The organism is Chryseobacterium sp. A321, from assembly GCF_054489265.1.
Genome location: NZ_JBTMWZ010000001.1, coordinates 1,669,593 through 1,691,084 on the forward strand (window position 1 = coordinate 1,669,593; position 21,492 = coordinate 1,691,084).

Consider the following 21,492-nt stretch of genomic DNA (forward strand, 5'->3'; position numbering starts at 1 on the left):
CAAGTCTTGCCAAAGACGCGCTAAAAAAAGAGAATGAAAAAGAAATTAGTATTAGAATCGGGCGAGGTTTTTCACGGCATTGGATTTGGTGCGGATTTATTGAGCGAGGGTGAAGTGGTGTTTAACACAGGAATGACGGGGTATCAGGAATTAATTTCCGATCCTTCGTATTGCGGTCAGATTGTGACCATGACATATCCTTTAATTGGGAATTACGGAATCAACCGTGACGATTTTGAAAGCATTGAACCGGGAATCAAAGGTTTGGTGGTCAAAGAGCTTTGTGATTATCCTTCTAATTTTAGAAGTCAAATGTCGCTTGATGAGCTCTTAAAATCGAAAAACATTTCTGGGATTCAAGGCATTGACACCCGACAATTGACAAGACTCATCAGAGACAAAGGAACGTTAAGAGGACGAATTGCAAACTTTGATGCCAATGAAAGCGAGATAGTGGCGGAATTAAAGGCCCTTGAGATTGAAAAAAAATTAGTGGAGCAGGTTTCTACAAAAACACCTTATGCGGCACCAGGTAGAGGTTTTAGAGTTGTAGTCGTTGATTTTGGAGCGAAACTTGGCATCATTCGAGAACTCTCCCATAGAGACTGCGATATTATTGTGGTGAATCAAAACGCGTCCGCTTCTGAAATTTTAGCTTTGCATCCCGACGGAGTGATGCTAACCAATGGACCTGGCGATCCCCAGGACGTGGTGGGGGCGCAGGAGATGATTCAAGGACTCTTAGGCAAGGTGCCTATCTTTGGAATCTGTCTAGGGCATCAGCTCATTTCTTTAGCTTGTGGAGCCAAAACCTTTAAGCTGAAATTCGGACACAGAGGAGCAAACCATCCTGTACTGGATTTAGAACGAAACACCGTAGCAATTACTTCTCAAAACCACGGATACGCAGTGGATTCTGCGAGTTTGGAAGGAACCGGCCTTGTGGAAACGCACGTGGCCTTAAACGACCGAACAAACGAAGGAGTACGTCACACGGAATATCCTTGTTTCTCGGTACAGTATCACCCAGAGGCCAGTCCAGGTCCAGAAGATGCAAATTATTTATTTGATGAATTTATCAGCCTAATGGAGGCGTTTACAACGAAAAGAGCTTAAGACAAGAAAATGAAGAGAACGGATATAAAAACGATTTTAGTAATTGGCTCAGGTCCGATTATTATTGGACAAGCGGCAGAATTTGATTATGCAGGAACCCAGGCCTGTTTGGCACTAAGGGAGGAGGGATACCGCGTAATTTTAATTAATTCCAATCCCGCTACGATTATGACCGATGTGGAAATTGCGGACAAAGTATACATTGAACCTATTTCCCTTCCTTTTGTAAGTCACATTATTCGCAAAGAAAGACCGGACGCCTTACTTCCTACCTTAGGAGGGCAAATTGGTCTGAATATGGCGATTGAATTAGAAAAATCAGGAATCTTAGAAGAGTGTGAAGTGGAGGTTCTTGGAACCAAACTTTCTGCCATCAACAAAGCAGAGGATAGAGATCTTTTCCGAGAATTAATGAACGAGTTAAACGAGCCGGTTCCAGAGAGTGACATTGTCACCACCGTAGAAGGAGCCATTTCGTTTGCAAATAAAATAGGGTATCCTGTAATTGTTCGTCCTGCCTTTACGATGGGAGGAACCGGGGGAGGAATTGCAGATACAGAAGCCCAATTAAAAGAAATCACAGAATTAGGACTTAAATATTCGCCAGTAACTCAATGTTTAATTGAGCGTTCGATTGCGGGATTTAAAGAAATTGAATACGAGGTGATGAGAGATGCAAACGACAATGCAATTGTGGTTTGTAACATGGAAAACATTGATCCTGTAGGAGTCCATACAGGCGATAGTATCGTAGTGGCTCCTTCACAAACGCTATCCGACAGAGAGTATCAACTGCTTCGAAATGCTTCTTTAAAAATTATTCGTGCCCTTGGCATCGAAGGAGGCTGTAACGTGCAATTGGCCTTAGATCCTCATTCCTTCAACTATTATATCATTGAGGTGAATCCGAGGGTATCGCGTTCTTCTGCTTTAGCCAGCAAAGCGACCGGGTATCCGATTGCGAAATTAGCAGCGAAGATTGCCGTGGGATTAACCTTAGATGAAATGATGAACCCTGTCACTGGAAAAACCTATGCCTGTTTTGAACCTGCACTGGATTACGTGGTGACCAAAATTCCTAGGTTCCCATTTGATAAATTCGAAACGGCAGACCGTCGTCTCTCTACTCAAATGAAGGCTACAGGGGAGGTTATGGCAATCGGAAGAACCTTTGAAGAAAGTATTCAAAAAGCGATTCGTTCTCTTGAGACGGGTATTCGCCACTTAGGACTTAAGCAAAAACAAGCACAGGAGTTAACGCCGGAAGATATTGAAAGACGCATTCGAGTATGTGATGACGAAAGACTCTTTGTCATCGGTGAAGCGCTAAGACGTGGATACGACTGGATGCAAATTGTAGAATGGAGTAAAATTGATCCGTTCTTCATTTGGAAGCTAAAAAAATTAGTGGATTTTGAAAAGACCATTTCCAGCAGCAAAATGGATCTTGAGGTTTTAACCGATGCAAAAAAATTAGGGTTTTCGGATAAAAACATTGCGTTTCTCTGGGGAATCACCCAAAGAGAAGTTTTCGAGTTTAGAAAAAGAAGTGGACTTATGCCGGTCTACAAAATGGTAGATACGTGCGCAGCTGAATTTGAAAGCGAAACTCCGTATTTCTACGGAACCTACGAACAAGAAAACGAAAGTGTACGAAGCGGCAAAGAAAAAATCATTGTACTGGGTTCTGGACCTATCCGTATTGGGCAAGGAGTTGAGTTTGATTACGCGACCGTACACAGTGTATGGGCCATTAAGCAAATGGGGTACGAATCCATCATTATCAATAACAACCCGGAAACGGTTTCCACCGATTTTTCGATCTCAGACAAACTCTACTTTGAGCCTTTGACCGAAGAAGACGTGATGAATATTATTGAGCTAGAAAAACCCAAAGGGGTCATTGTTCAATTTGGTGGACAAACCGCCATCAACCTTGCGGACAAACTAGCAAGTCATGGCGTTCAAATTCTAGGAACCAGTTTAGAAGACTTAGACCGTTCTGAGAACCGGGATAAATTTGAAAAAGCACTGCAGGAAATGGGCATTCCGATGCCCAAAGGAAGAACCTCCTTTTCGAAAGAAGGAGCTATTGAAATCGCAGATTCGATTGGATATCCTGTTTTAGTGCGTCCAAGTTACGTTTTAGGTGGACGCGCGATGGAAATTGTATACAACGAAACGGAACTAGCGCACTATATGGAAAATGCGGTAGAAGCCAGTCCTGAACATCCCGTTTTGGTCGATAAATACATGACCGGAAAAGAAGTTGAGGTAGACGCCATTTGCGACGGAGAAACGGTCGTGATTCCAGGAATTATGGAGCATATTGAGCGCGCAGGAGTTCACTCTGGGGATTCCATTGCGGTGTATCCTCCGCAGAATATCAACGAAAAGTGCATGGCACAATTGATTGATTACACTGAGCGTTTAGCGAAAGGTCTTGGCGTCATTGGATTAATGAATGTTCAGTACGTCTTATTTGAAGATCAGGTTTACGTCATCGAAGTAAATCCAAGATCGTCTCGTACCGTACCATTTTTGTCAAAAATCACAGAGGTACCTATGGCGAATTTAGCCACCAAAGTGATTCTTGGAGAGAGCTTAAAATCACTGGGCTACGAAAGTGGACTGGTAGAGGCAAAAGAGGGAGTGTATGTAAAAGTTCCTGTCTTCTCCTTTTCTAAGTTAACCAAGGTTGATACTTCATTAGGCCCTGAAATGAAATCTACTGGGGAGGTCATGGGGAAAGACACGACTTTAGAAAAAGCACTTTACAAAGGCTTTATCGCAGCAGGTCGACGTGTTCCGCTTCACGGCGCGATTCTCTTTACAGTAGCTGACAAACACAAGGAAGAAGCGGCCGTTTTTGCACGTCGTTTCCACGAAGTAGGCTTTAGAATTTGGGCCACTCAGGGGACTGCAAAATACTTTCAGGAAGTCGGTATCCCGGTAAAAATAGGCTATAAAATTGGACAGGAAGATGTCAACCTAATTGACCTTATTCAAAAAGGAAAAGTTCAATACGTAGTGAATACAACCACGAAAGGAAAACAAGCCGAACGAGATGGATTCCAGATTCGCCGTATGAGTGTGGAGAATGGAGTACCTTGTCTTACTTCCATGGACACGGTAGAGGCAATACTCAAAGTGATTGAGAGTATGAGTTTCAAGATGCAACCTATGTAAAAAGTATCCTCATAATAAATAGCACATCCTTCGCATTCGCGAGGGATGTGTCGTTTAAAGGAAAAAAGTATTTCAAACTGAACTAGAAATTAGGGTCATTGAAGACCGAATTTATAAAGTTCAGAAATTACGATCCTATTTCGTTTTTGCGAATTTAGGATTAAGGGTCTTATTTATTTCTTTCGGACAAGACACGTTCTATTTCTTCCAAGGAAAGATCTTTAGCTTTCAATAAAATCAAAAAATGATACAATAAATCCGCTGCTTCGTTTTTAAATAATTTCTCATTATCGTCTTTTGCTTCTATCACTAGTTCTACAGCTTCTTCACCCACTTTTTGAGCTACCTTATTGATACCTCTTTTGTACAATGTGTTGGTATAAGAAGTTTCTACGTTATTATCAATTCTTTTGTGAATCGTTTGTTCCAGTTGGTACAAAAAACCTTTTGAAGATCCTGAGTTGAAACAAGATGTATCGCCCGTATGACAAGTAGGTCCCATTGGATTTGCCATAATAAGTAAGGTATCCTGGTCGCAATCCAAACGGATGGTTTCTACGACAAGAAAATTTCCAGACGTTTCTCCTTTCGTCCATAAGCGGTTTTTACTTCGGCTGAAAAATGTGACTTTTCGTTTTTCAACCGTTTGATTGTATGCTTCTTGATTCATAAAACCAAGCATCAATACCTCCATGCTAATGGCATTTTGAATAATAACAGGGATCAGTCCGTTGCCTTTGTTAAAATCTATGTTCATAATTTGACCGGAATATTTTGTGAGTTTAAAAATTGTTTGAGTTCAGGAATGGAAATTTGTCCGTAATGAAAAACACTTGCGGCTAAAGCTCCTGTGGCTTTTGTGTGGTTTAAAACATTTGCAAAATCTTGCATACATCCTGCTCCTCCTGAAGCGATCACGGGTACAGAGACGCTTTCAGAGATTTGTTTTGTAATGTTTAACGCAAAACCCGATTTTGTACCGTCATTGTTCATAGAAGTAAGCAGGATTTCTCCTGCTCCAAGTCTAACACCTTCTTGAGCCCATTTCACCGCATTCCATCCGGTTTCAATTTTTCCACCGCTTCGGAAAACAATCCATTTTCCATCAATAAATTTTGTATCGATAGCCAAAACCACACATTGATTTCCGAATTCATTGGCAATTTCACTGATGAGTTCAGGATTCAGAATCGCAGCCGAATTCACACTTATTTTATCGGCACCTGCATCAATAATCATTTTTGCATCTTCTATACTGTTAATACCTCCACCGACGGTAAACGGAATGTTGATTTTCGAAGCAATGCGATTGACCAGCTGTAGAAGTGTTCTACGTTTTTCCAATGTAGCAGTGATATCTAAAAACACCAGTTCATCAGCCCCTTCTTCCACATACCGCCGAGCCAGTTCTATCGGGTCACCCGCATCCCGAATCGCTTCGAAGTTGATGCCTTTTACGGTTCGTCCGTCTTTGATGTCCAGACAAGGAATGATTCTTTTCTTCAACATAATTGCGATATTTCTTTTAATTGAATTGTTTGTTCATATATAGCTTTTCCTATGATCGCTCCTTCACACCCCATTTCTTTGAGTTGTATCAGGTCTTGAATTGTAGTAATGCCACCACTTGCGATTAGTTGTATTTTAGTTTCAGATAAAATTTCTTCGTACAATCCACAAGCAGGTCCGGAAAGCATCCCGTCTTTGTCTATATCCGTTACAATGCTGTATTTTGCTCCTTTTTCTGCATATTCTGTAATGAATGTCAAAACATCTAATTCGCTGTTTCTTAGCCAGCCGTGGGTCGCTATTTTTCGATTTTTACAATCCGCTCCCAGAATAATTTTATCGGCTCCAATGCGTTCTAGCCAGTCTATCATCCATTCGGGTTTTTGGACAGCAATGCTTCCCACTGTAATTTGTTTAGCACCCGCATTAAAGGCCGTTTCAACATCATTCAGAGATTTTATTCCACCACCGAAATCAATTTGCAGATTGGTTTTTGCAGCCAGCAATTCCAAAGTTTTGTAATTGACAATCTGCCCTGATTTTGCTCCATTCAAATCGACCAGATGTAAATAATTGATTCCAAAATCTTCAAACATTCTGGCCACTTCCAACGGATTTTCATTGTATATCTTTTGCTGATTGTAATCGCCTCTAGTCAGTCGAACACATTTACCGTCAATTATATCTATAGCGGGAATAATTCTCATAATTCAAGAAAGTTTTTTAAAATTTGTAACCCTGTTGAGGCCGATTTTTCGGGATGAAATTGAGTAGCATAAAAATTATCCTTTTGCAAAGCAGCACTGAAGGGTAAGATATAGTGGGTTGTAGCCACTGTGTGTGAACATAATTCGGCATAAAAACGATGGACAAAATAGCAATCGTTTTCTGACGAAATATCTTGAAACAATTCTCTTTTGACAGCGGTGAAATTATTCCAACCCATATGGGGGACTAAATCTTCAGGAGGAAATTTTCGAACCTTTGTTTTGAAAATTCCCAATCCGTCGGTATTTCCTTCTTCTGAAAACTCGCACAACAATTGCATGCCCAGGCAAATTCCCAAAACAGGTTGTTTTAGATTTTTTATTACTTCATCTAAACCTCTTTCCCTTAAATATTTCATTGCGGAACCCGCTTCTCCAACGCCCGGAAAAATCACTTTTTCGGCGGATTGCAAAAGTGCAATATCATCGGTTACAAGGGGTTTATAACCCAAACTTTTTATGGCGTTTTCTACCGAAGTGGTATTGCCTGCATTGTATCTTAAAATAGCGATCATAGGGTTCCTTTTGTGCTAGGAATGTGGTAATTTTCTGTCTTACTTACTGCCATTTTTATTGCTTTCGCAAAGGCTTTGAAAATGGATTCTATCTTGTGATGTTCGTTGGTTCCCTCTGCTTTTATGTTCAGATTGCACCGGGCCTGGTCACTGAAAGATTTGAAAAAATGAAAAAACATTTCTGTGGGCAAATCGCCTATTTTTTCTCGTTTGAATTCCGTTTCCCACACCAGCCAGGGACGACCACCAAAATCAATTGCGACCTGAGCCAAACAATCATCCATAGGCAGTAAAAATCCGTAGCGTTCTATTGCTTTCTTATTCCCTAATGCCTGCAAAAATGCATCTCCCAAAGCAAGGGCTGTATCTTCTATTGTGTGGTGTTCGTCTATTTCCAAATCTCCTTTTACCTGTATATTCAAATCCAAATTACCGTGTTTGGAGAGCTGCTCCAACATATGGTCGAAAAAGGGCAATCCTGTTTGTATAGCGGATTTTCCTGTTCCGTCCAGATTTACTTCAACCGAAATGTCCGTTTCAGAAGTTTTGCGTTGAGTTTTTCCGGTTCGGGGTTGATTTTTTAAAAAATTATAAATTTTATTCCAATCGGTAGTCGTGAAGGTGGCATCTACCACAGTATTTTCACTGATAAAGATGGACTGTGTTCCAAGATTTTCTGCAAGTTGCACATCGGTTTTTCTATCGCCGATTACAAAGGAATTTCTCAGGTCGTAATTGCCGTAAATATACTTGCCAAGCATACCCGTTTGAGGTTTTCGGGTAGGTTTGTTTTCGTATTCAAACGACGCGTCAATATAGACGTCCTTAAAGAGTACACCTTCATCTTTCAAAGTTTGAAGTATAAAATTCTGGACAGGGTAGAAGGTGGTTTCGGGAAAAGAATCCGTTCCCAAACCGTCTTGATTGCTCACCATTACCAATTCGAAATCCAATTCCCGGGCTATTTTGGATAAACAACTAATAGCAAACGGTAAAAATTGCAATTTTTCAAAGCGGTCAATCTGAAAATCTGCCGGCTCTTCGATGAGGGTGCCATCTCGGTCTATAAATAATACTTTTTTAGTCATTGCTGATTTGTTTTAAAGCGGTTATTAATTTTTGATTCTCCTCCTGGGCTCCAACCGTTATTCGAAGACAGTTTGGAATTGCGATATGTCTGTTTCGGGTAATTATTTGTTTTTTTATCAATTGAGTATACACGTCATTTGCATCGTTTACTTCAACCAATAGAAAATTGGCCTCGGAGGGATAAATTTTAGAGATGATTTTTATTCCTTGTAATTCCGTTAAAAGGTTGGATTTTGCTTTAAGAATTTCGCTTCTGTTTTTCTCGTATTCTTCCAATTTAGTCAACGCATCTAGCGCTATTTTCTGATTGATGGCACTGACATTGTATGGTGCTTTCACTTTATTGAAATAGGACAATACAGGTTCGTTCATATAAGCAATCCCAAGGCGGATTCCTGCCAGTCCCCATGCCTTGCTTAGTGTTTGGCTGATAATTAAATTAGGATATTGATTCAATTTTTCCAGAAACGAAACTTGATCGCAAAAATCGATATAAGCTTCATCAAGGATGACAATTCCATTGAATTGTTGTAAAATAAATTCAATGTCCGTTGGATTGATGAGATTTCCTGTGGGGTTGTTAGGCGAGCAGATAAAAATTAATTTCAAATTTGGATCTGATAACCAAGGTTCAATCGTTTTTCTGTCTATCTGAAATTCTTCGTTCAAGGGAAGCTTGATGAGCTGCACCGCATTGATATTTGCCGAAACTTCATACATGCCATAAGTAGGTGTAAATGTCAAGGCTTTGTCCTGGTTGGGTTCGCAAAAAATACGCAAAGCAATATCAATTATTTCATCGCTTCCGTTTCCGATAAAGATTCGCTTGGACGGAATGTTTTTAATCTCTGACAATCGCTCTTTTAATGCTCTTTGGTAAGGATCTGGATAGCGGTTGTAAATGCCGAATGGATTTTCATTTGCATCCAGAAAAACGCCTTGCTTTTCGGAGTAATCCTCTCTCGCACTTGAATAGGGAGCAAGAGTACGGATGTTTTTTCTGATTAAATTTTCCATAGTCTACTTGTTTAATTTCTTAAGTCGGATGCTCACAGCGTTTTTATGTGCGGTTAATTGTTCTGCCTCTGCCATAATTTCTACGGTAGCCCCAATGTTTTGAAGACCTTTTGGGGTGATATTTTGAAACGTGATTTTCTTTACGAAGCTATCGTACGAAACACCGCTATAACTCTTGGCATATCCATTGGTTGGCAATGTGTGATTGGTTCCACTTGCATAATCTCCGGCACTTTCACAGGAGTAATTTCCAAGAAAAACGGAACCTGCATTTTGAATTTTATCACCATATTCTTCTGCGTTTTCAAGGGCCAAAATCAAATGTTCAGGAGCATAATTATTGCTAAAATCGATACATTCCTCCACTGAATTGAACCATACGGAAAAGCTGTTTTCCAATGTTTTTCTTGCGAGATCAGCTCTTGATAAAGTACTCAATTGCTTTTCCAAAGCAAGATTTACTTGCTCGATTAGGGGTTTATAATTCGTTGCAAAAACTACCTGGCTGTCCGTTCCGTGTTCTGCCTGTGAAAGTAAATCTGCCGCAATAAATTCTGGGTCTGCATTTTCATCTGCAATAACCAAAACTTCACTGGGTCCTGCAGGCAAATCGATCGCAATGCCGTTCTTTTGAACAAGTTCTTTTGCTTTGGTTACATATTGGTTACCGGGTCCAAAAATTTTATCTACTTTAGGAATGCTCTCGGTTCCATAAGCCAAGGCAGCGATGGCCTGGGCACCGCCGATTTTATAAATTTGGTTAATACCCAAAAAGGAAGCGGTGTACAAAATGGCTGGATTAATCGTTCCCTTTTGATCACAAGGCGTACACAAAACAATGTTTTTGCAACCTGCAATTTGTGCAGGAATTGCCAACATCAGCAGGGTTGAAAATAGGGGAGCAGAACCGCCAGGTATATAAAGTCCTACATTTTCTATAGCCACGTTTTTTCTCCAGCAAGTCACACCTTCCATGGTTTCCACAGGTATTTCTGCAACTTTCTGAGAAGCGTGAAATTTGTAGATGTTGTTATAGGCAATAGAAATCGCCTGTTTCAGTTCGTTTGAAACCTGAGAGTTTGCTTGCTCGATTTCGGAGGAACTTATTTTTAGATTGCCTAAGTTGAATTTATCGAATTCTAAGGTAAATTCCCGAAGGGCAGCATCGCCCATGGTCCGTACTTTGTCAATGATATTGGCTACGGTGTCATCTAAGTTTCTCTTTTCAATCAAAGGTCTTTTGGCTAAATTTTGCCATGTAGATCTTGAGGGATTATTCAAGTATTTCATTATGTTTTTTTTTGAGTTCGTTTACACAATCATTTTTTCGATAGGAATGACGAGAATTCCTTCAGCTCCGGCTTCTTTTAATTCGTCTATGATCTCCCAGAATTTGTCTTCTCTGATAACAGAATGTAAGCTGCTCCAACCTTCCCTTGCCAGGGGTAGAATGGTCGGGCTGTTCATTCCTGGAAGAATTGTTTTGATTTTTTCCAGTTTAGAATCGAGGGTATTCAATAAAATGTATTTGTTTTCTTTGGCTTTCTGAACGGACTGGATTCGGAACAACAGTTTTTCTAAAATCTGTTTTTTGGATTCTTCTAAATTAGGATTTGCCACCAAAACCGCCTGACTTACCAGGACTTTCTCTACTTCTTTTAACCCATTCGAAAGCAGGGTGCTACCGCTGCTTACAATATCGCAGATACCGTCTGCTAAACCGATTCCCGGTGCAATTTCCACACTTCCTGATATAACTTCTATCGTTACTTCGATATTCTGTTTCTGAAAATATTCCAATAAAATATTGGGATAGGAGGTTGCGATGCGTTTGTTTCTGAAAAATTCCAAGCTGTCGTATTGTGTTTCTTTAGGAACTGCCAGACTCAACCGGCAGGAAGAAAAACCAAGCTTTTCAACGAGATTGATAATCTTTTTACTTTCAACCAGAACATTTTCTCCTATGATGCCTATATCAGCTACTTGTTGTTCGACGTATTGGGGAATGTCATCATCTCTTAAAAACAAAATTTCAATTGGAAAATTAGTAGCTTCCGTGATTAGTTTTCCACCGCCATTTGGAAATTTAATTCCGCATTGTTGCAGTAGATTGATTGATTTTTCGTTAAGTCTGCCACTTTTTTGAATGGCAATTCTAAGTTTACTCATTTTTCACTAGTATTAAATGTTTGAGTAAATCTTAAATGGGGGATGACCTGTAAAAAAGAAAAATCCCGTTTGATTTACTCAAACGGGATTAGATTTAGATATTTTGAATTTACAGCATATCATTCTCAGCTCGCTTGAGTGCAAGGATGAAAATGATGATGTAATTGATTAAACATTCTTTGTGTTTTAAATTAGGGGGCGAAGATAAATATTTTTTTGTTATTCAAACAATTATTTTTTTTGTTTTCTAATAAAACTATAAAATTCACTACCTTTAAATCCTAAATCAATTCTATGAAAAAGATTCTTATAACCAGCTTTCTTTGCGGTTTTTTATTTTCTCAGGCGCAGTACACGCTTCCAGCGCAAAGCCCTAGGCAGAAAATTGAACAACAATTTTCTCTAACCAGTATTTCTGTAGACTATGGTCGTCCGGCGGTGAAAGACCGGGTGGTTTTTGGAGACTTAGTTCCTTATGATGCTGTGTGGCGCGCGGGAGCGAATTCCTCGACAAAAATTACCTTTGGTGAAAAAGTGAACTTTGGTGGCGTGGATGTCCCTGCGGGAACGTATGGTCTTTACATTGAGCCCTCCAAATCGCAGTGGCGAGTCATCTTAAATAAGGACTCTCAAAGTTGGGGAACCCAATACAACAAAGAGCTTGATCTTTACAGTGTAAAAGTTCCTAAGGTGGACTTAGCTCAGAAAGTGGAGTGGTTTACCATTTCGATTGAGCCTGTGGATACAACGCATGCAAATCTAACCTTTGCATGGGATAAATCTTCCGCTACGGTACCCGTCAGTGTACAAAACGCGGATAAGACAAAAGCCATTGTAGAGAAGCTCGGGGAGATTAGATCGATTGAGCGTGCAAAATAAGGTAAGGGTATAGGTAAGACGAGCATCGCAAAAAAAATAGTTGCTTAATTTTCGGTTGCACCTGTAGGCTCAGCCTTTTACCTTTGTGACTAGTTAATCGCAAATGTCAATGAAAAACTTAAGTTCTCAAATCATGTACCAGGCCAGTTTGGACAAAAATCCAGATTTTGAAGGGGTATTTTGGATGGGTGTGAAGACCACAGGAATCTTCTGTCGCCCCACATGCAGCGCCCGAAAACCTAAAGCCGAAAACGTGGAGTTTTTTCAAAACACAAAGGATGCAATTTTAAAAGGATACCGCCCCTGCAAAGTTTGTAAGCCCCTAGAGAATCCAGATGAAACTCCCCAGTACATTCAACAAATTTTGAAGGAACTAAGGGAAAACCCTGCCTTAAAATTTAAAGATTACGATTTGGTAAAACGGGGGATTGACCCCTCTACGATGCGAAGATGGTTTCAGAAGAACCACGGAATGACCTTTCAGGCATTTCAAAGAATGTTTCGTTTGAATACGGCTTTCAAAAAATTGCAACAAGGAGAAAATGTGATGGAAACAGCTTATGATAGTGGTTTTGAGAGTTTAAGTGGATTTAGTGAAAGTTTCAAAAATATTTTCGGGGTTTCTCCGAAAAATTCAAAAACGCAAAGAATTATTGATTTAAAAAGAATCGAAACCCCGATAGGAACCATGTATGCAGCGGCAACCGAAGAGGGCATTTGTATGCTCGAATTTACCGATCGAAGAATGCTGGAAACTGAATTTAAAGATTTAGCAAAATCCCTCAATGCCACCATTATTCAAGGGGATAATCCCCATTTTGATACCTTAGAAAAAGAACTTTCAGAATATTTTGAAGGGATTCGTAAAGAATTTACGGTTCCACTTTCCCCTGTAGGAACCGAATTTCAGAAAAGTGTTTGGGAAATTTTAAGGAAGATTCCATACGGTGAAACATGGAATTATCGAAGGCAATCGGAAGTTTTGGGCGATGTGAAGAAAGTCCGCGCCGTGGCCAATGCAAATGGAATGAATAAGATTTCCATATTAATCCCTTGCCACCGCGTAATTGGAAGTGACGGGACTTTAACGGGGTATGGCGGTGGAATTTGGCGCAAACAAAAATTACTAGAATTGGAAAAATCAATTCTTTTTTAATCTCCTTGAAGCCCACGGGTATTTCTAATAAACAAAGATAAATTCTCTTCCCATGATTCCCAATCTACAACCTACTTTAGATACAAAGAACTACCAACTAGTTCCTCTTGCCAAGTCCGATTTTGAAGCCTTGTATGCAAGTGCGAAGGATCCCGAAACTTGGAGTCAACATCCCAATCCGAACCGCTACAAACGAGAAGTTTTTCAGAACTTCTTTCAAGGGGCTCTCCAAAGTGGAGGAGCCTTTAAAGTGGTTCGAAAAAAGGACGGTGTGGTACTTGGTTCTACGCGGTTTTACGATTACAATCCACTTAATAGCGAGATTTTAATTGGATATACCTTTTACAATCCTAAGCATTGGGGACAAGGCGTAAATCGGGAAGTAAAGGAGGCCATGCTCAACTATATTTTCGATTTCATAGACACCGTAGTGTTTCACGTAGGGCGAGAAAATGAGAGATCCAAACGGGCAATGGAAAAATTGGGAGCCCTAAAGCGTCGAGAGTTGGAAGTAGCGTACCACGGAGAGTCGCCCAAAATCAATATAGAGTATGAAATCTCTAAATCCAGTTGGACAAAGCGCAAAAGCGGAAGCTGATTTGCGCTTCTTTCTTTTGAGTAAAACGGTCTAAAGTCTTTTTAATGCTAAAAAATTTGTTCATTCCTTGGATAGTTTTTATATTTAGAACCATAGAATTGAAAAATTATGGCAAAAAAAGAATCAAAATTTTCGATTGATAAATCACTAGAACGTTTAGGGATTTCCAAAGAAAATAATGGAGTGAATATGGGGGGCAAATCCTTTGCGAAAGGCGATGTGATTGAAAGCTATTCCCCGGCAGATGGTAAACTGATCGCAAAGATTAAAACCGGTAGCCTTAGCGATTTTGAGAAAGTAATTTCCAAGGCGAAAGAAGCCTTCAAAGAATTTTCCCGTATCCCAGCTCCCAAAAGAGGAGAGCTAATCCGCCAATTTGGAGAAAAGCTTCGTGAAAACAAACAAGATTTGGGTAAACTCGTGTCTTACGAGATGGGGAAATCCCTCCAAGAAGGTCTAGGAGAAGTGCAAGAGATGATTGACATCTGTGATTTTGCCCTAGGGCTTTCTCGTCAACTTTACGGATACACTATGCATTCTGAAAGACCCTCTCACCGTATGTACGAACAGTACCATCCGTTAGGAATTGTAGGGGTGATTTCCGCTTTTAATTTCCCAGTAGCGGTTTGGAGTTGGAATACAGCGCTTGCCTTAGTCTGTGGAAACGTGGTGGTTTGGAAACCGTCCGAAAAAGTAGGACTTTGTGCTTTGGCCTGTCAGAACCTATTAAACGAAGTTTTAAAAGAAAACAAAATGCCACAGGGCATTTGTAGTGTTATTGTAGCGGACCATACTGTGGGCGCAGCGCTCGTAGAAGAAACAAGCATTCCACTTGTGTCCTTTACGGGATCTACCAAAGTAGGAAGAGAAGTAGGGGTCAAGGTTCAACAAAGGTTTGGGAAGTCCATCTTAGAATTAGGTGGGAACAATGCCATCATTATTTCAGAGCATGCCGACATCGACATGTCCGTGATTGGAGCGGTGTTTGGAGCTGTAGGAACTGCAGGACAGCGCTGTACCTCTACCCGAAGACTCATTATTCATGAGAGCCTATACGACCAAGTGAAAGAGCGACTTGTAAAAGCCTACGCCCAACTTAAGATTGGAAACCCTTTGGATGTAAACAACCACGTAGGACCGCTTATTGATCTTTCCGCAGTGAAAAATTACCAGAGCTCCATCAAAAAATGCGAGGAGCAAGGTGGAAAATTCATTGTAAAAGGAGGCGTGTTAAAAGGAAAAGAATACGCTTCAGGATGCTACGTAAAACCATGTGTTGCGGAAGTCGAAAACCATTTTGAAATCGTACAGCACGAAACGTTTGCTCCGATATTGTACCTAATCAAATATAAGACGTTAGAAGAGGCCATTGAACTGCAAAATAGCGTTCCTCAAGGTCTATCCTCAGCCATCATGACTCAAAATCTTCGCGAAGCGGAACTTTTCCTTTCTGCTCAAGGTTCGGATTGTGGGATTGCGAACGTAAACATTGGAACCTCAGGTGCTGAAATTGGCGGTGCCTTTGGTGGAGAGAAAGAAACAGGAGGAGGTCGCGAGAGTGGCTCCGATGTTTGGAAATACTACATGAGAAGACAAACCAATACAATCAACTACGGTCTGGATCTACCTTTGGCCCAGGGCATCACGTTCGATTTATAAATTCAAACCCTAATTAAGCACCAAATACAAATTTATTATGCATACAGAAAATCACCAAGATTCCATCGCTCCTAAAGACGTACAAAGCGTACTAGCCAGACACCTACTTGTGGACGGTTTTGATTTTGTAATGGACATTGAAAAATCCCATGGATCCTATATTCATGACAGTCTTTCGGGTGAGGATTACTTGGATATGTTTTCGATGTTTGCTTCCGCATCCATCGGATACAACCATCCTTATCTTTTAGAGCATGTGGGTTGGCTTGGGAAAATGGCCGTGAATAAGCCTACCTTGGCAGACGTATACAGTGTAGAATACGCTGAGTTTATGGAAGTCTTTGAAAGAGTGGTCGTTCCAAAGGAGCTTCAATACGCTTTTTTCGTTTCGGGTGGAACTCTGGCCGTGGAAAATGCGATGAAAGCAGCCTTCGACTGGAAGACAAGACTCAATATGGAGAAGGGACAGAATTTAGAGGCAGATATCTGCATCCATTTCCGTCAAGCTTTTCATGGAAGAAGTGGGTACACCCTAAGTCTTACCAATACGTCCGACCCAAGGAAACATCAGTATTTCCCTAAATTCGATTGGCCAAGAATTTTAAATCCTCATTTGAGTTTTCCAATCACTGAGGAAAACTTACAAGAGACCATCAAAAATGAACAGCTTGCCATTTTGAACATTGAGGAAGCCATTTTAGCTAGTCCCGGTCGTGTTGCCTGCATTATCATAGAACCCATCCAAGCGGAAGGGGGAGATCATCATTTCCGAGATGAGTTCTTTCAAGCGCTACGCAAAATTTGTGATGAGCACGAAATTTTGCTCATTTTTGACGAAGTACAAACGGGCATTGGCATGACAGGGAAAATGTGGGCATTTGAGCATTTTTCCGTGAGACCCGATCTTATTGCCTTTGGAAAGAAAACCCAAGTTTGTGGCGTTCTCGCGAACAAAGAGAAGATGGACCGTATCCCAAACAATGTATTTAGAGAAAGTTCAAGAATCAATTCTACGTTTGGAGGAAACTTCATTGATATGATGCGACTCAAACTTATTCTGGAAGTGATTGAAAAGGATAACCTAGTGGAAAATTCACGTTTGGTAGGGGAGAGCCTGTTGAAAGGACTCGAAAATCTTGCTCATAAATACCCAGAGCAGGTTTCAAACCCTAGAGGTCGTGGACTCATGTGCGCGATTGATTTGAAAGGTCCTGAAACCAGGGACCGCTTCCGTGTTAAGCTTTACGAAGAAAAAGTAATACTACTCGCTTGTGGAGAGCAGTCGCTTCGTTTCAGACCGCACTTAACGGTATCGAAGGGGGAGATTCAAATGGCAATTGACAAAATGGATCAGATTTTAGCCGCAGGATTTTAAGAACCTCGTTAAATTTTATTAAAAACTTGAGTACCGCACAAAATTGTGCGGTATTTTTTGTGAATCCACGGGGATATTTTAATAATAATGTCTACTTTTGATACTTTGATTTTTTAAATCCCTCTTAAAACTATGAAAAAACGAATCCTATCCAGCTTGGCACTGCTACTGGCCGTGCACACTTGGGCGCAAGTAGGCTACTGGCCAAACGACACGAAAGGCAAGGACAAAAGTCTTTATGCCTTGAAGAACATTACCCTTTACCAAGATTCAAAAACAGTGATCCCTGAGGCTGTTTTGGTCTTTCAAGAAGGAAAAGTCGTGGCCTCAGGCAAAGCCTCCATTCCTAAAGGAGCGGTTGTTATTGATGGCAAGGGCGCTTTTGTGTATCCCTCTTTTATCGATCCCTACGCGAGTGTAGGAGTGGAGAAAAAACAAAGAAAGCAGTACGATCCAGGTAGCAGTTACCTTCCTACAGATGCAACTTCTGCCGCCTACAACGATGCGGTGAAAGCCGACACGAGAGCGGTAGAAACCTTTACAAACCAATCCAAGGACTTTAATGCGTACTTAAGCCAAGGGTTTGGGTCGGTTCTTAGTTTTAATGAGGACGGGCTGGTCCGCGGATCCGCCGTTCTGATCGGACTAGGAGAAGGGACAAGTGCTGAAAAAATCATTAAAAGCGATGCCGCTTTAATGCTCTCCTTTTCAAAAGGGAGTTCAAGACAGGCGTATCCTTCCTCTCTTGTAGGTTCCATTGCGTTACTTCGCCAATTGTACTTAGATGCAAAATGGTATGAGAGCTCTAAAGATTCAAAAGCTCTAAATGCAAACCTAGAAGCTTTTAATCAACTAAAAGACCTTCCTACCATTGTAGAAACCTCAGAAAAGTGGGACGTTCTTAGAGCGGACAAAATTGGAGATGAAACAAGTCGTCAGTTTGTGTTTTTAGGTTCGGGGAACGAATACCAACGTGCAAAAGAAATTAAAGCCACTGGCGGTACCCTTATATTGCCCCTAAATTATCCAAAACCTTACCAAATAAAAGATGCGCTTGATGTCGAAGTTCTTGATGTAGCAGCCCTTAAACATTGGGAGCTCGCTCCTTACAATGCGGTGTATCTTGCTAAAGAAAATGTCCCTATTGCTTTTACAATGAACGGACTTTCAGACAAAAGCAAGTTTTTAACCGAACTTCGCGCTTTGCATGAAAAAGGAATGAGCAAAGAACAGTTGTTAGAATCGCTAACCAAAGTTCCTGCAAAGCTTTTAAAAGAGGAGAGACTAGGGAGCCTAAAAGCAGGCTCACTTGCGAATTTCTTTGTAAGCTCAGGAGATCTATTTGAAAAGGAAACTGAGATTTATGACAATTACGTAATGGGAACCCGCTACCAGATTACCCAGCGTCCGACGCAAGACATTCGGGGAACCTATAAGTTAACTTTGAACGGGCAATCCTATGATTTAAAAGTAAAAGGCAAGTTGACAAGTCCACAAGCTGAAATCTCTCAAGGAACAAAGAAAGGCAAAGTGAAACTTGCTTTTGCGGACTATAAACTGGCCATGGAGCTTAAACTTCCAAACGATTCCCTTCAGAACTATCGTTTGATGTATGAACTCGATCGATATAAAAATGCAAGCGGTCGCGCTTTAAATAAAAACGGACTGCCCGTGCCGTATTCTCTAGTACAGACTCAGGGGTTTTCACCTGAACCTCAAAAGCCCAAATCTCCTTTAGACCAGAAGGTCGGAGAAATATGGTATCCGTTCTCCGCGTTTGGATCGAGCGAGATTCCAAAAGCTGAGGATTATTTAATCCAAGGAGCCACGGTCTGGACCAACACAGAGAAAGGCATCGTTGAGAATTACGATGTAAAAGTATCCAAAGGGAAAATTGTAGCCGTCGGCCAGGGACTTTCTGCAGGTGGAGCCAAGGTGATTTCAGGAAAATCCATGCACCTTACAAGCGGGATTATTGATGAGCATACCCACGTGGGAATTACTCGCGGAGTGAACGAAGGGGGAACCAACAATTCTGCGGAAGTAAGAATGAGCGATGCCATCAATCCGGATGACGTCAACTTATACCGCCAACTTTCAGGGGGAGTTACCATTGCGCAGCAGCTACATGGGAGTGCCAACCCTGTGGGAGGGCAGTCTTCACTGATTAAGTTCCGGTGGGGAGAGGATCCTACTCACATGCAGTACAAAGGAGCCAAGCCTTTTATTAAATTTGCCTTAGGGGAGAACGTCAAGCAGGCCAACTGGGGAGGAAATCCAAATCGTTTCCCTCAAAGTAGAGCCGGCGTAGAGCAAGCCTTTGATTTCTGGTTCACCCGCGCGAAAGAATACGGAGAGGAAAAAAGAACAAACAAAAATTACCGTAAAGATCTTCGACTGGAAGCTATGTTAGAGATCATAAACAAAGAGCGTTTTATCACCTCGCACTCGTATGTACAAAGTGAAATTAACATGCTTATGGAGGTAGCAAATCGTTTTAATTTTAGAGTGCAAACCTTTACCCATATCTTAGAAGGATATAAGGTTGCAGACCTTATGAAAGCGCACGGAGCCAATGCTTCCACCTTCTCCGATTGGTGGGCTTATAAAGAAGAAGTGAGAGACGCTATTCCGCAAAATGCGGCCCTATTACTAGAAGCGGGCGTAAACACGGCCATTAATTCGGACGATGCGGAAATGGCGCGCCGACTCAATCAAGAGGCTGCTAAATCCGTTAAATACGGAGGCGTGTCTCAAGAAGCTGCCTGGAAAATGGTTACTTTAAACCCAGCGAAAATGCTTATGATTGATGATCGGGTAGGTTCTATAGCTGTGGGAAAGGATGCGGATCTCGTCCTTTGGACAAACAATCCTTTAAGCATTTATGCCACTGTGGACAAAACCTTCGTAGATGGAACTTTGTACTTTGATGGGCAAACCCAAGCCTTGAAAGACCAAAAAGTGAGAGACGAAAAAAATAGAATTGTGCAAAAGATGCTTTTCTCAGACGATCAAAAGTCTGGCAATACAAAAGCGGTAAGCAAATCAGAGCCGGTTCTTTATCACTGCGACACCTTGGAGGAGCATTTATTGTCTGAAACTCATTCTCATTAATTAATACAGAACCTATGAACTCATCAAAACGTACTCTATATAGTTTATTTGCCTTTTTCATTAGTGTAAGTAGCTTTGCGCAAAGGCCAAAACCTGCTCCTGCGCAATCGGCGCCCATCGCCATTACGGGGGCCACCTTGCATACGGCAACCGGCCAAGTGCTTCCCAGCACGACGCTTGTGTTTGACAAGGGAATCATTACCTCCATTGGAGGCGTAATTCCTCAAGGAGCACAAGTCATTGAAGCCAGTGGAAAGCACGTCTATCCCGGGTTTATCCTTGTGAACAATTCCTTAGGACTCGTGGAAATATCGGCCACGAAGGCCACCGTGGATTTTAGGGAGTCCAACGGTCTTGTGCCGGAAGTAAGAACTTTAATTGCCTTTAATACGGACAGTCACGTAATTCCGACGGTGCGTAGCAACGGAGTTCTTCTTGCTCAGCCTGTGATGGAAAGAGGGCTTCTTTCGGGAACGTCCTCGATTATGCAGCTAGACGGGTGGAACTGGCAAGATGCTGTGGTCAGCGAGGACAATGTGCTTCACATGAACTGGCCGACCATTTATCGACTAAGTGACGCCAAAAGAAGTAAGCAGCTGAACGATCAAAGAGACCAAGATCTCTTAGAGCTTAAGAGTCTTTTCCAACGGGCGAAATCCTACGACAAGAATTCGGGGTATAAAGAATTTAAATTGCAAAGTATAGCGCCTCTATTTACAGGGGAGAAGATTCTCTTTGCAGCCGTAAGCGGTCCAAACGAAGCGCTAGAATTAATTAAATTCACAAAAGATTACGGGGTGAAAAAGACCGTTTTAATTGGAGATTCCTCTCTAGAATCGGTCCTTGATGAAATCAAGGCTAGTGGCTATCCACTGATCGTCACCAATCCTCACTCGTTGCCTACGAATGCATCCTCTTCCCCTAGGCTACCGTATCAGTTCGCAAAAATGGTGTCTGACAAAGGAATTCTGCACGGACTGGATTACAGTGCACGGAAGGATTTCTCCGATTCAAGGAATCTTCCCTTTCTTGCAGGAACCACGGCGGCGTATGGATTAGATAAGGAAAAGGCTCTGCAAAGTGTTACCTTAAATCTAGCCAAGATGCTCGGTATCGAGAAAACGCACGGGAGTTTGGAAGTGGGAAAAAGCGCCACGTTATTTATTTCTGAAGGAGATGCGCTTGATCAACTTACCAATCAGGTGACTCGCGCCTTTATTGATGGAAGAGATATAGAACTCAGAAACCACCAAACCACCCTTTATGAGCGATATCAGGAAAAAATAGAGGGGAATAAAAGTCGAAAATGAAACCGGTAAGGAAAACCGTCTTTTAACAGA

Annotated in this window: 17 protein-coding genes; 9 read left to right on the plus strand and 8 right to left on the minus strand. The window is 41.4% G+C overall.

The genetic code is table 11. From position 1 onward, the window contains the following. Positions 1-33: 33 nt before the first annotated feature. Both carA and carB read left to right on the plus strand, forming a co-directional pair. Entirely contained in the window at positions 34-1,116 is a 1,083-nt protein-coding gene (carA, locus tag ACX3PZ_RS07840) for a glutamine-hydrolyzing carbamoyl-phosphate synthase small subunit (protein ID WP_459112433.1), read from the plus strand. A gap of 9 nt (positions 1,117-1,125) precedes the next feature. Next, positions 1,126-4,305, plus strand: coding sequence for a carbamoyl-phosphate synthase large subunit (gene carB / locus ACX3PZ_RS07845; RefSeq protein WP_459112434.1), 3,180 nt, complete (start codon positions 1,126-1,128; stop codon positions 4,303-4,305). A gap of 169 nt (positions 4,306-4,474) precedes the next feature. On the opposite strand, the gene hisIE is transcribed toward carB, so the two are convergent. The 8 genes from hisIE to hisG are packed head-to-tail and all read right to left on the minus strand — an operon-like array spanning position 4,475 to position 11,371. Beyond that, on the minus strand, positions 4,475-5,062 hold the full coding sequence (hisIE, locus tag ACX3PZ_RS07850) for a bifunctional phosphoribosyl-AMP cyclohydrolase/phosphoribosyl-ATP diphosphatase HisIE (protein WP_459112435.1): 588 nt from the start codon (positions 5,060-5,062) through the stop codon (positions 4,475-4,477). Beyond that, entirely contained in the window at positions 5,059-5,814 is a 756-nt protein-coding gene (gene hisF / locus ACX3PZ_RS07855) for an imidazole glycerol phosphate synthase subunit HisF (RefSeq protein ID WP_459112436.1), read from the minus strand. Before hisF ends, hisIE begins: the two co-directional genes overlap by 4 nt. Continuing rightward, the gene (gene hisA, locus ACX3PZ_RS07860) at positions 5,808-6,521 is read right to left on the minus strand and encodes a 1-(5-phosphoribosyl)-5-[(5-phosphoribosylamino)methylideneamino]imidazole-4-carboxamide isomerase (RefSeq protein ID WP_459083922.1); all 714 of its coding nucleotides are present in this window, start codon (positions 6,519-6,521) and stop codon (positions 5,808-5,810) included. Before hisA ends, hisF begins: the two co-directional genes overlap by 7 nt. Next, a complete protein-coding gene (gene hisH / locus ACX3PZ_RS07865) occupies positions 6,518-7,096 on the minus strand; it encodes an imidazole glycerol phosphate synthase subunit HisH (protein ID WP_459112437.1) in 579 nt (192 codons plus the stop codon). Before hisH ends, hisA begins: the two co-directional genes overlap by 4 nt. Beyond that, positions 7,093-8,184 carry a bifunctional histidinol-phosphatase/imidazoleglycerol-phosphate dehydratase HisB gene (gene hisB / locus ACX3PZ_RS07870; RefSeq protein WP_459112438.1) on the minus strand — a complete coding sequence of 364 codons (1,092 nt, stop codon included), beginning with the start codon at positions 8,182-8,184 and terminating at the stop codon, positions 7,093-7,095. The genes hisH and hisB overlap by 4 nt, the downstream gene beginning before the upstream one ends. Beyond that, the gene (gene hisC / locus ACX3PZ_RS07875) at positions 8,177-9,202 is read right to left on the minus strand and encodes a histidinol-phosphate transaminase (RefSeq protein WP_459112439.1); all 1,026 of its coding nucleotides are present in this window, start codon (positions 9,200-9,202) and stop codon (positions 8,177-8,179) included. The genes hisB and hisC overlap by 8 nt, the downstream gene beginning before the upstream one ends. A 3-nt stretch (positions 9,203-9,205) precedes the next feature. Then, positions 9,206-10,492: a histidinol dehydrogenase gene (gene hisD, locus ACX3PZ_RS07880; RefSeq protein ID WP_459112440.1), complete on the minus strand. Its 1,287-nt coding sequence runs from the start codon at positions 10,490-10,492 to the stop codon at positions 9,206-9,208. A 21-nt stretch (positions 10,493-10,513) separates the two neighbouring features. Continuing rightward, on the minus strand, positions 10,514-11,371 hold the full coding sequence (gene hisG / locus ACX3PZ_RS07885; RefSeq protein ID WP_459112441.1) for an ATP phosphoribosyltransferase: 858 nt from the start codon (positions 11,369-11,371) through the stop codon (positions 10,514-10,516). A 294-nt stretch (positions 11,372-11,665) separates the two neighbouring features. On the opposite strand from hisG, the gene ACX3PZ_RS07890 reads away from it, so the two are divergent. The 7 genes from ACX3PZ_RS07890 to ACX3PZ_RS07920 all read left to right on the plus strand — a co-directional run bounded on the left by ACX3PZ_RS07890 (position 11,666) and on the right by ACX3PZ_RS07920 (position 21,462). After that, on the plus strand, positions 11,666-12,250 hold the full coding sequence (locus tag ACX3PZ_RS07890; protein WP_459112442.1) for a DUF2911 domain-containing protein: 585 nt from the start codon (positions 11,666-11,668) through the stop codon (positions 12,248-12,250). A 109-nt stretch (positions 12,251-12,359) separates the two neighbouring features. Next, positions 12,360-13,406 (plus strand): bifunctional transcriptional activator/DNA repair enzyme AdaA, encoded by a 1,047-nt coding sequence (locus ACX3PZ_RS07895; protein WP_459112443.1) that lies wholly within the window; start codon positions 12,360-12,362, stop codon positions 13,404-13,406. A gap of 52 nt (positions 13,407-13,458) precedes the next feature. Further along, positions 13,459-14,004, plus strand: a complete 546-nt coding sequence (locus ACX3PZ_RS07900) for a GNAT family N-acetyltransferase (protein ID WP_459112444.1) — start codon at positions 13,459-13,461, stop codon at positions 14,002-14,004. A gap of 108 nt (positions 14,005-14,112) precedes the next feature. Continuing rightward, positions 14,113-15,663 (plus strand): L-piperidine-6-carboxylate dehydrogenase, encoded by a 1,551-nt coding sequence (gene amaB / locus ACX3PZ_RS07905; RefSeq protein ID WP_459112445.1) that lies wholly within the window; start codon positions 14,113-14,115, stop codon positions 15,661-15,663. A gap of 37 nt (positions 15,664-15,700) precedes the next feature. Then, positions 15,701-17,038 (plus strand): L-lysine 6-transaminase, encoded by a 1,338-nt coding sequence (gene lat / locus ACX3PZ_RS07910; RefSeq protein WP_459112446.1) that lies wholly within the window; start codon positions 15,701-15,703, stop codon positions 17,036-17,038. 132 nt (positions 17,039-17,170) lie between these two features. Further along, a complete protein-coding gene (locus ACX3PZ_RS07915; RefSeq protein ID WP_459112447.1) occupies positions 17,171-20,152 on the plus strand; it encodes an amidohydrolase family protein in 2,982 nt (993 codons plus the stop codon). A gap of 14 nt (positions 20,153-20,166) precedes the next feature. Beyond that, a complete protein-coding gene (locus ACX3PZ_RS07920; protein WP_459112448.1) occupies positions 20,167-21,462 on the plus strand; it encodes an amidohydrolase family protein in 1,296 nt (431 codons plus the stop codon). Positions 21,463-21,492 lie beyond the last annotated feature (30 nt).

Bases quoted from the DNA above. Each gene is read 5' to 3' on its own strand.
- carA (WP_459112433.1), top strand. From the start codon at position 34: ATGAAAAAGAAATTAGTATTAGAATCGGGCGAGGTTTTTCACGGCATT.
- carB (WP_459112434.1), top strand. From the start codon at position 1,126: ATGAAGAGAACGGATATAAAAACGATTTTAGTAATTGGCTCAGGTCCG.
- hisIE (WP_459112435.1), bottom strand. From the start codon at position 5,062: ATGAACATAGATTTTAACAAAGGCAACGGACTGATCCCTGTTATTATT.
- hisF (WP_459112436.1), bottom strand. From the start codon at position 5,814: ATGTTGAAGAAAAGAATCATTCCTTGTCTGGACATCAAAGACGGACGA.
- hisA (WP_459083922.1), bottom strand. From the start codon at position 6,521: ATGAGAATTATTCCCGCTATAGATATAATTGACGGTAAATGTGTTCGA.
- hisH (WP_459112437.1), bottom strand. From the start codon at position 7,096: ATGATCGCTATTTTAAGATACAATGCAGGCAATACCACTTCGGTAGAA.
- hisB (WP_459112438.1), bottom strand. From the start codon at position 8,184: ATGACTAAAAAAGTATTATTTATAGACCGAGATGGCACCCTCATCGAA.
- hisC (WP_459112439.1), bottom strand. From the start codon at position 9,202: ATGGAAAATTTAATCAGAAAAAACATCCGTACTCTTGCTCCCTATTCA.
- hisD (WP_459112440.1), bottom strand. From the start codon at position 10,492: ATGAAATACTTGAATAATCCCTCAAGATCTACATGGCAAAATTTAGCC.
- hisG (WP_459112441.1), bottom strand. From the start codon at position 11,371: ATGAGTAAACTTAGAATTGCCATTCAAAAAAGTGGCAGACTTAACGAA.
- ACX3PZ_RS07890 (WP_459112442.1), top strand. From the start codon at position 11,666: ATGAAAAAGATTCTTATAACCAGCTTTCTTTGCGGTTTTTTATTTTCT.
- ACX3PZ_RS07895 (WP_459112443.1), top strand. From the start codon at position 12,360: ATGAAAAACTTAAGTTCTCAAATCATGTACCAGGCCAGTTTGGACAAA.
- ACX3PZ_RS07900 (WP_459112444.1), top strand. From the start codon at position 13,459: ATGATTCCCAATCTACAACCTACTTTAGATACAAAGAACTACCAACTA.
- amaB (WP_459112445.1), top strand. From the start codon at position 14,113: ATGGCAAAAAAAGAATCAAAATTTTCGATTGATAAATCACTAGAACGT.
- lat (WP_459112446.1), top strand. From the start codon at position 15,701: ATGCATACAGAAAATCACCAAGATTCCATCGCTCCTAAAGACGTACAA.
- ACX3PZ_RS07915 (WP_459112447.1), top strand. From the start codon at position 17,171: ATGAAAAAACGAATCCTATCCAGCTTGGCACTGCTACTGGCCGTGCAC.
- ACX3PZ_RS07920 (WP_459112448.1), top strand. From the start codon at position 20,167: ATGAACTCATCAAAACGTACTCTATATAGTTTATTTGCCTTTTTCATT.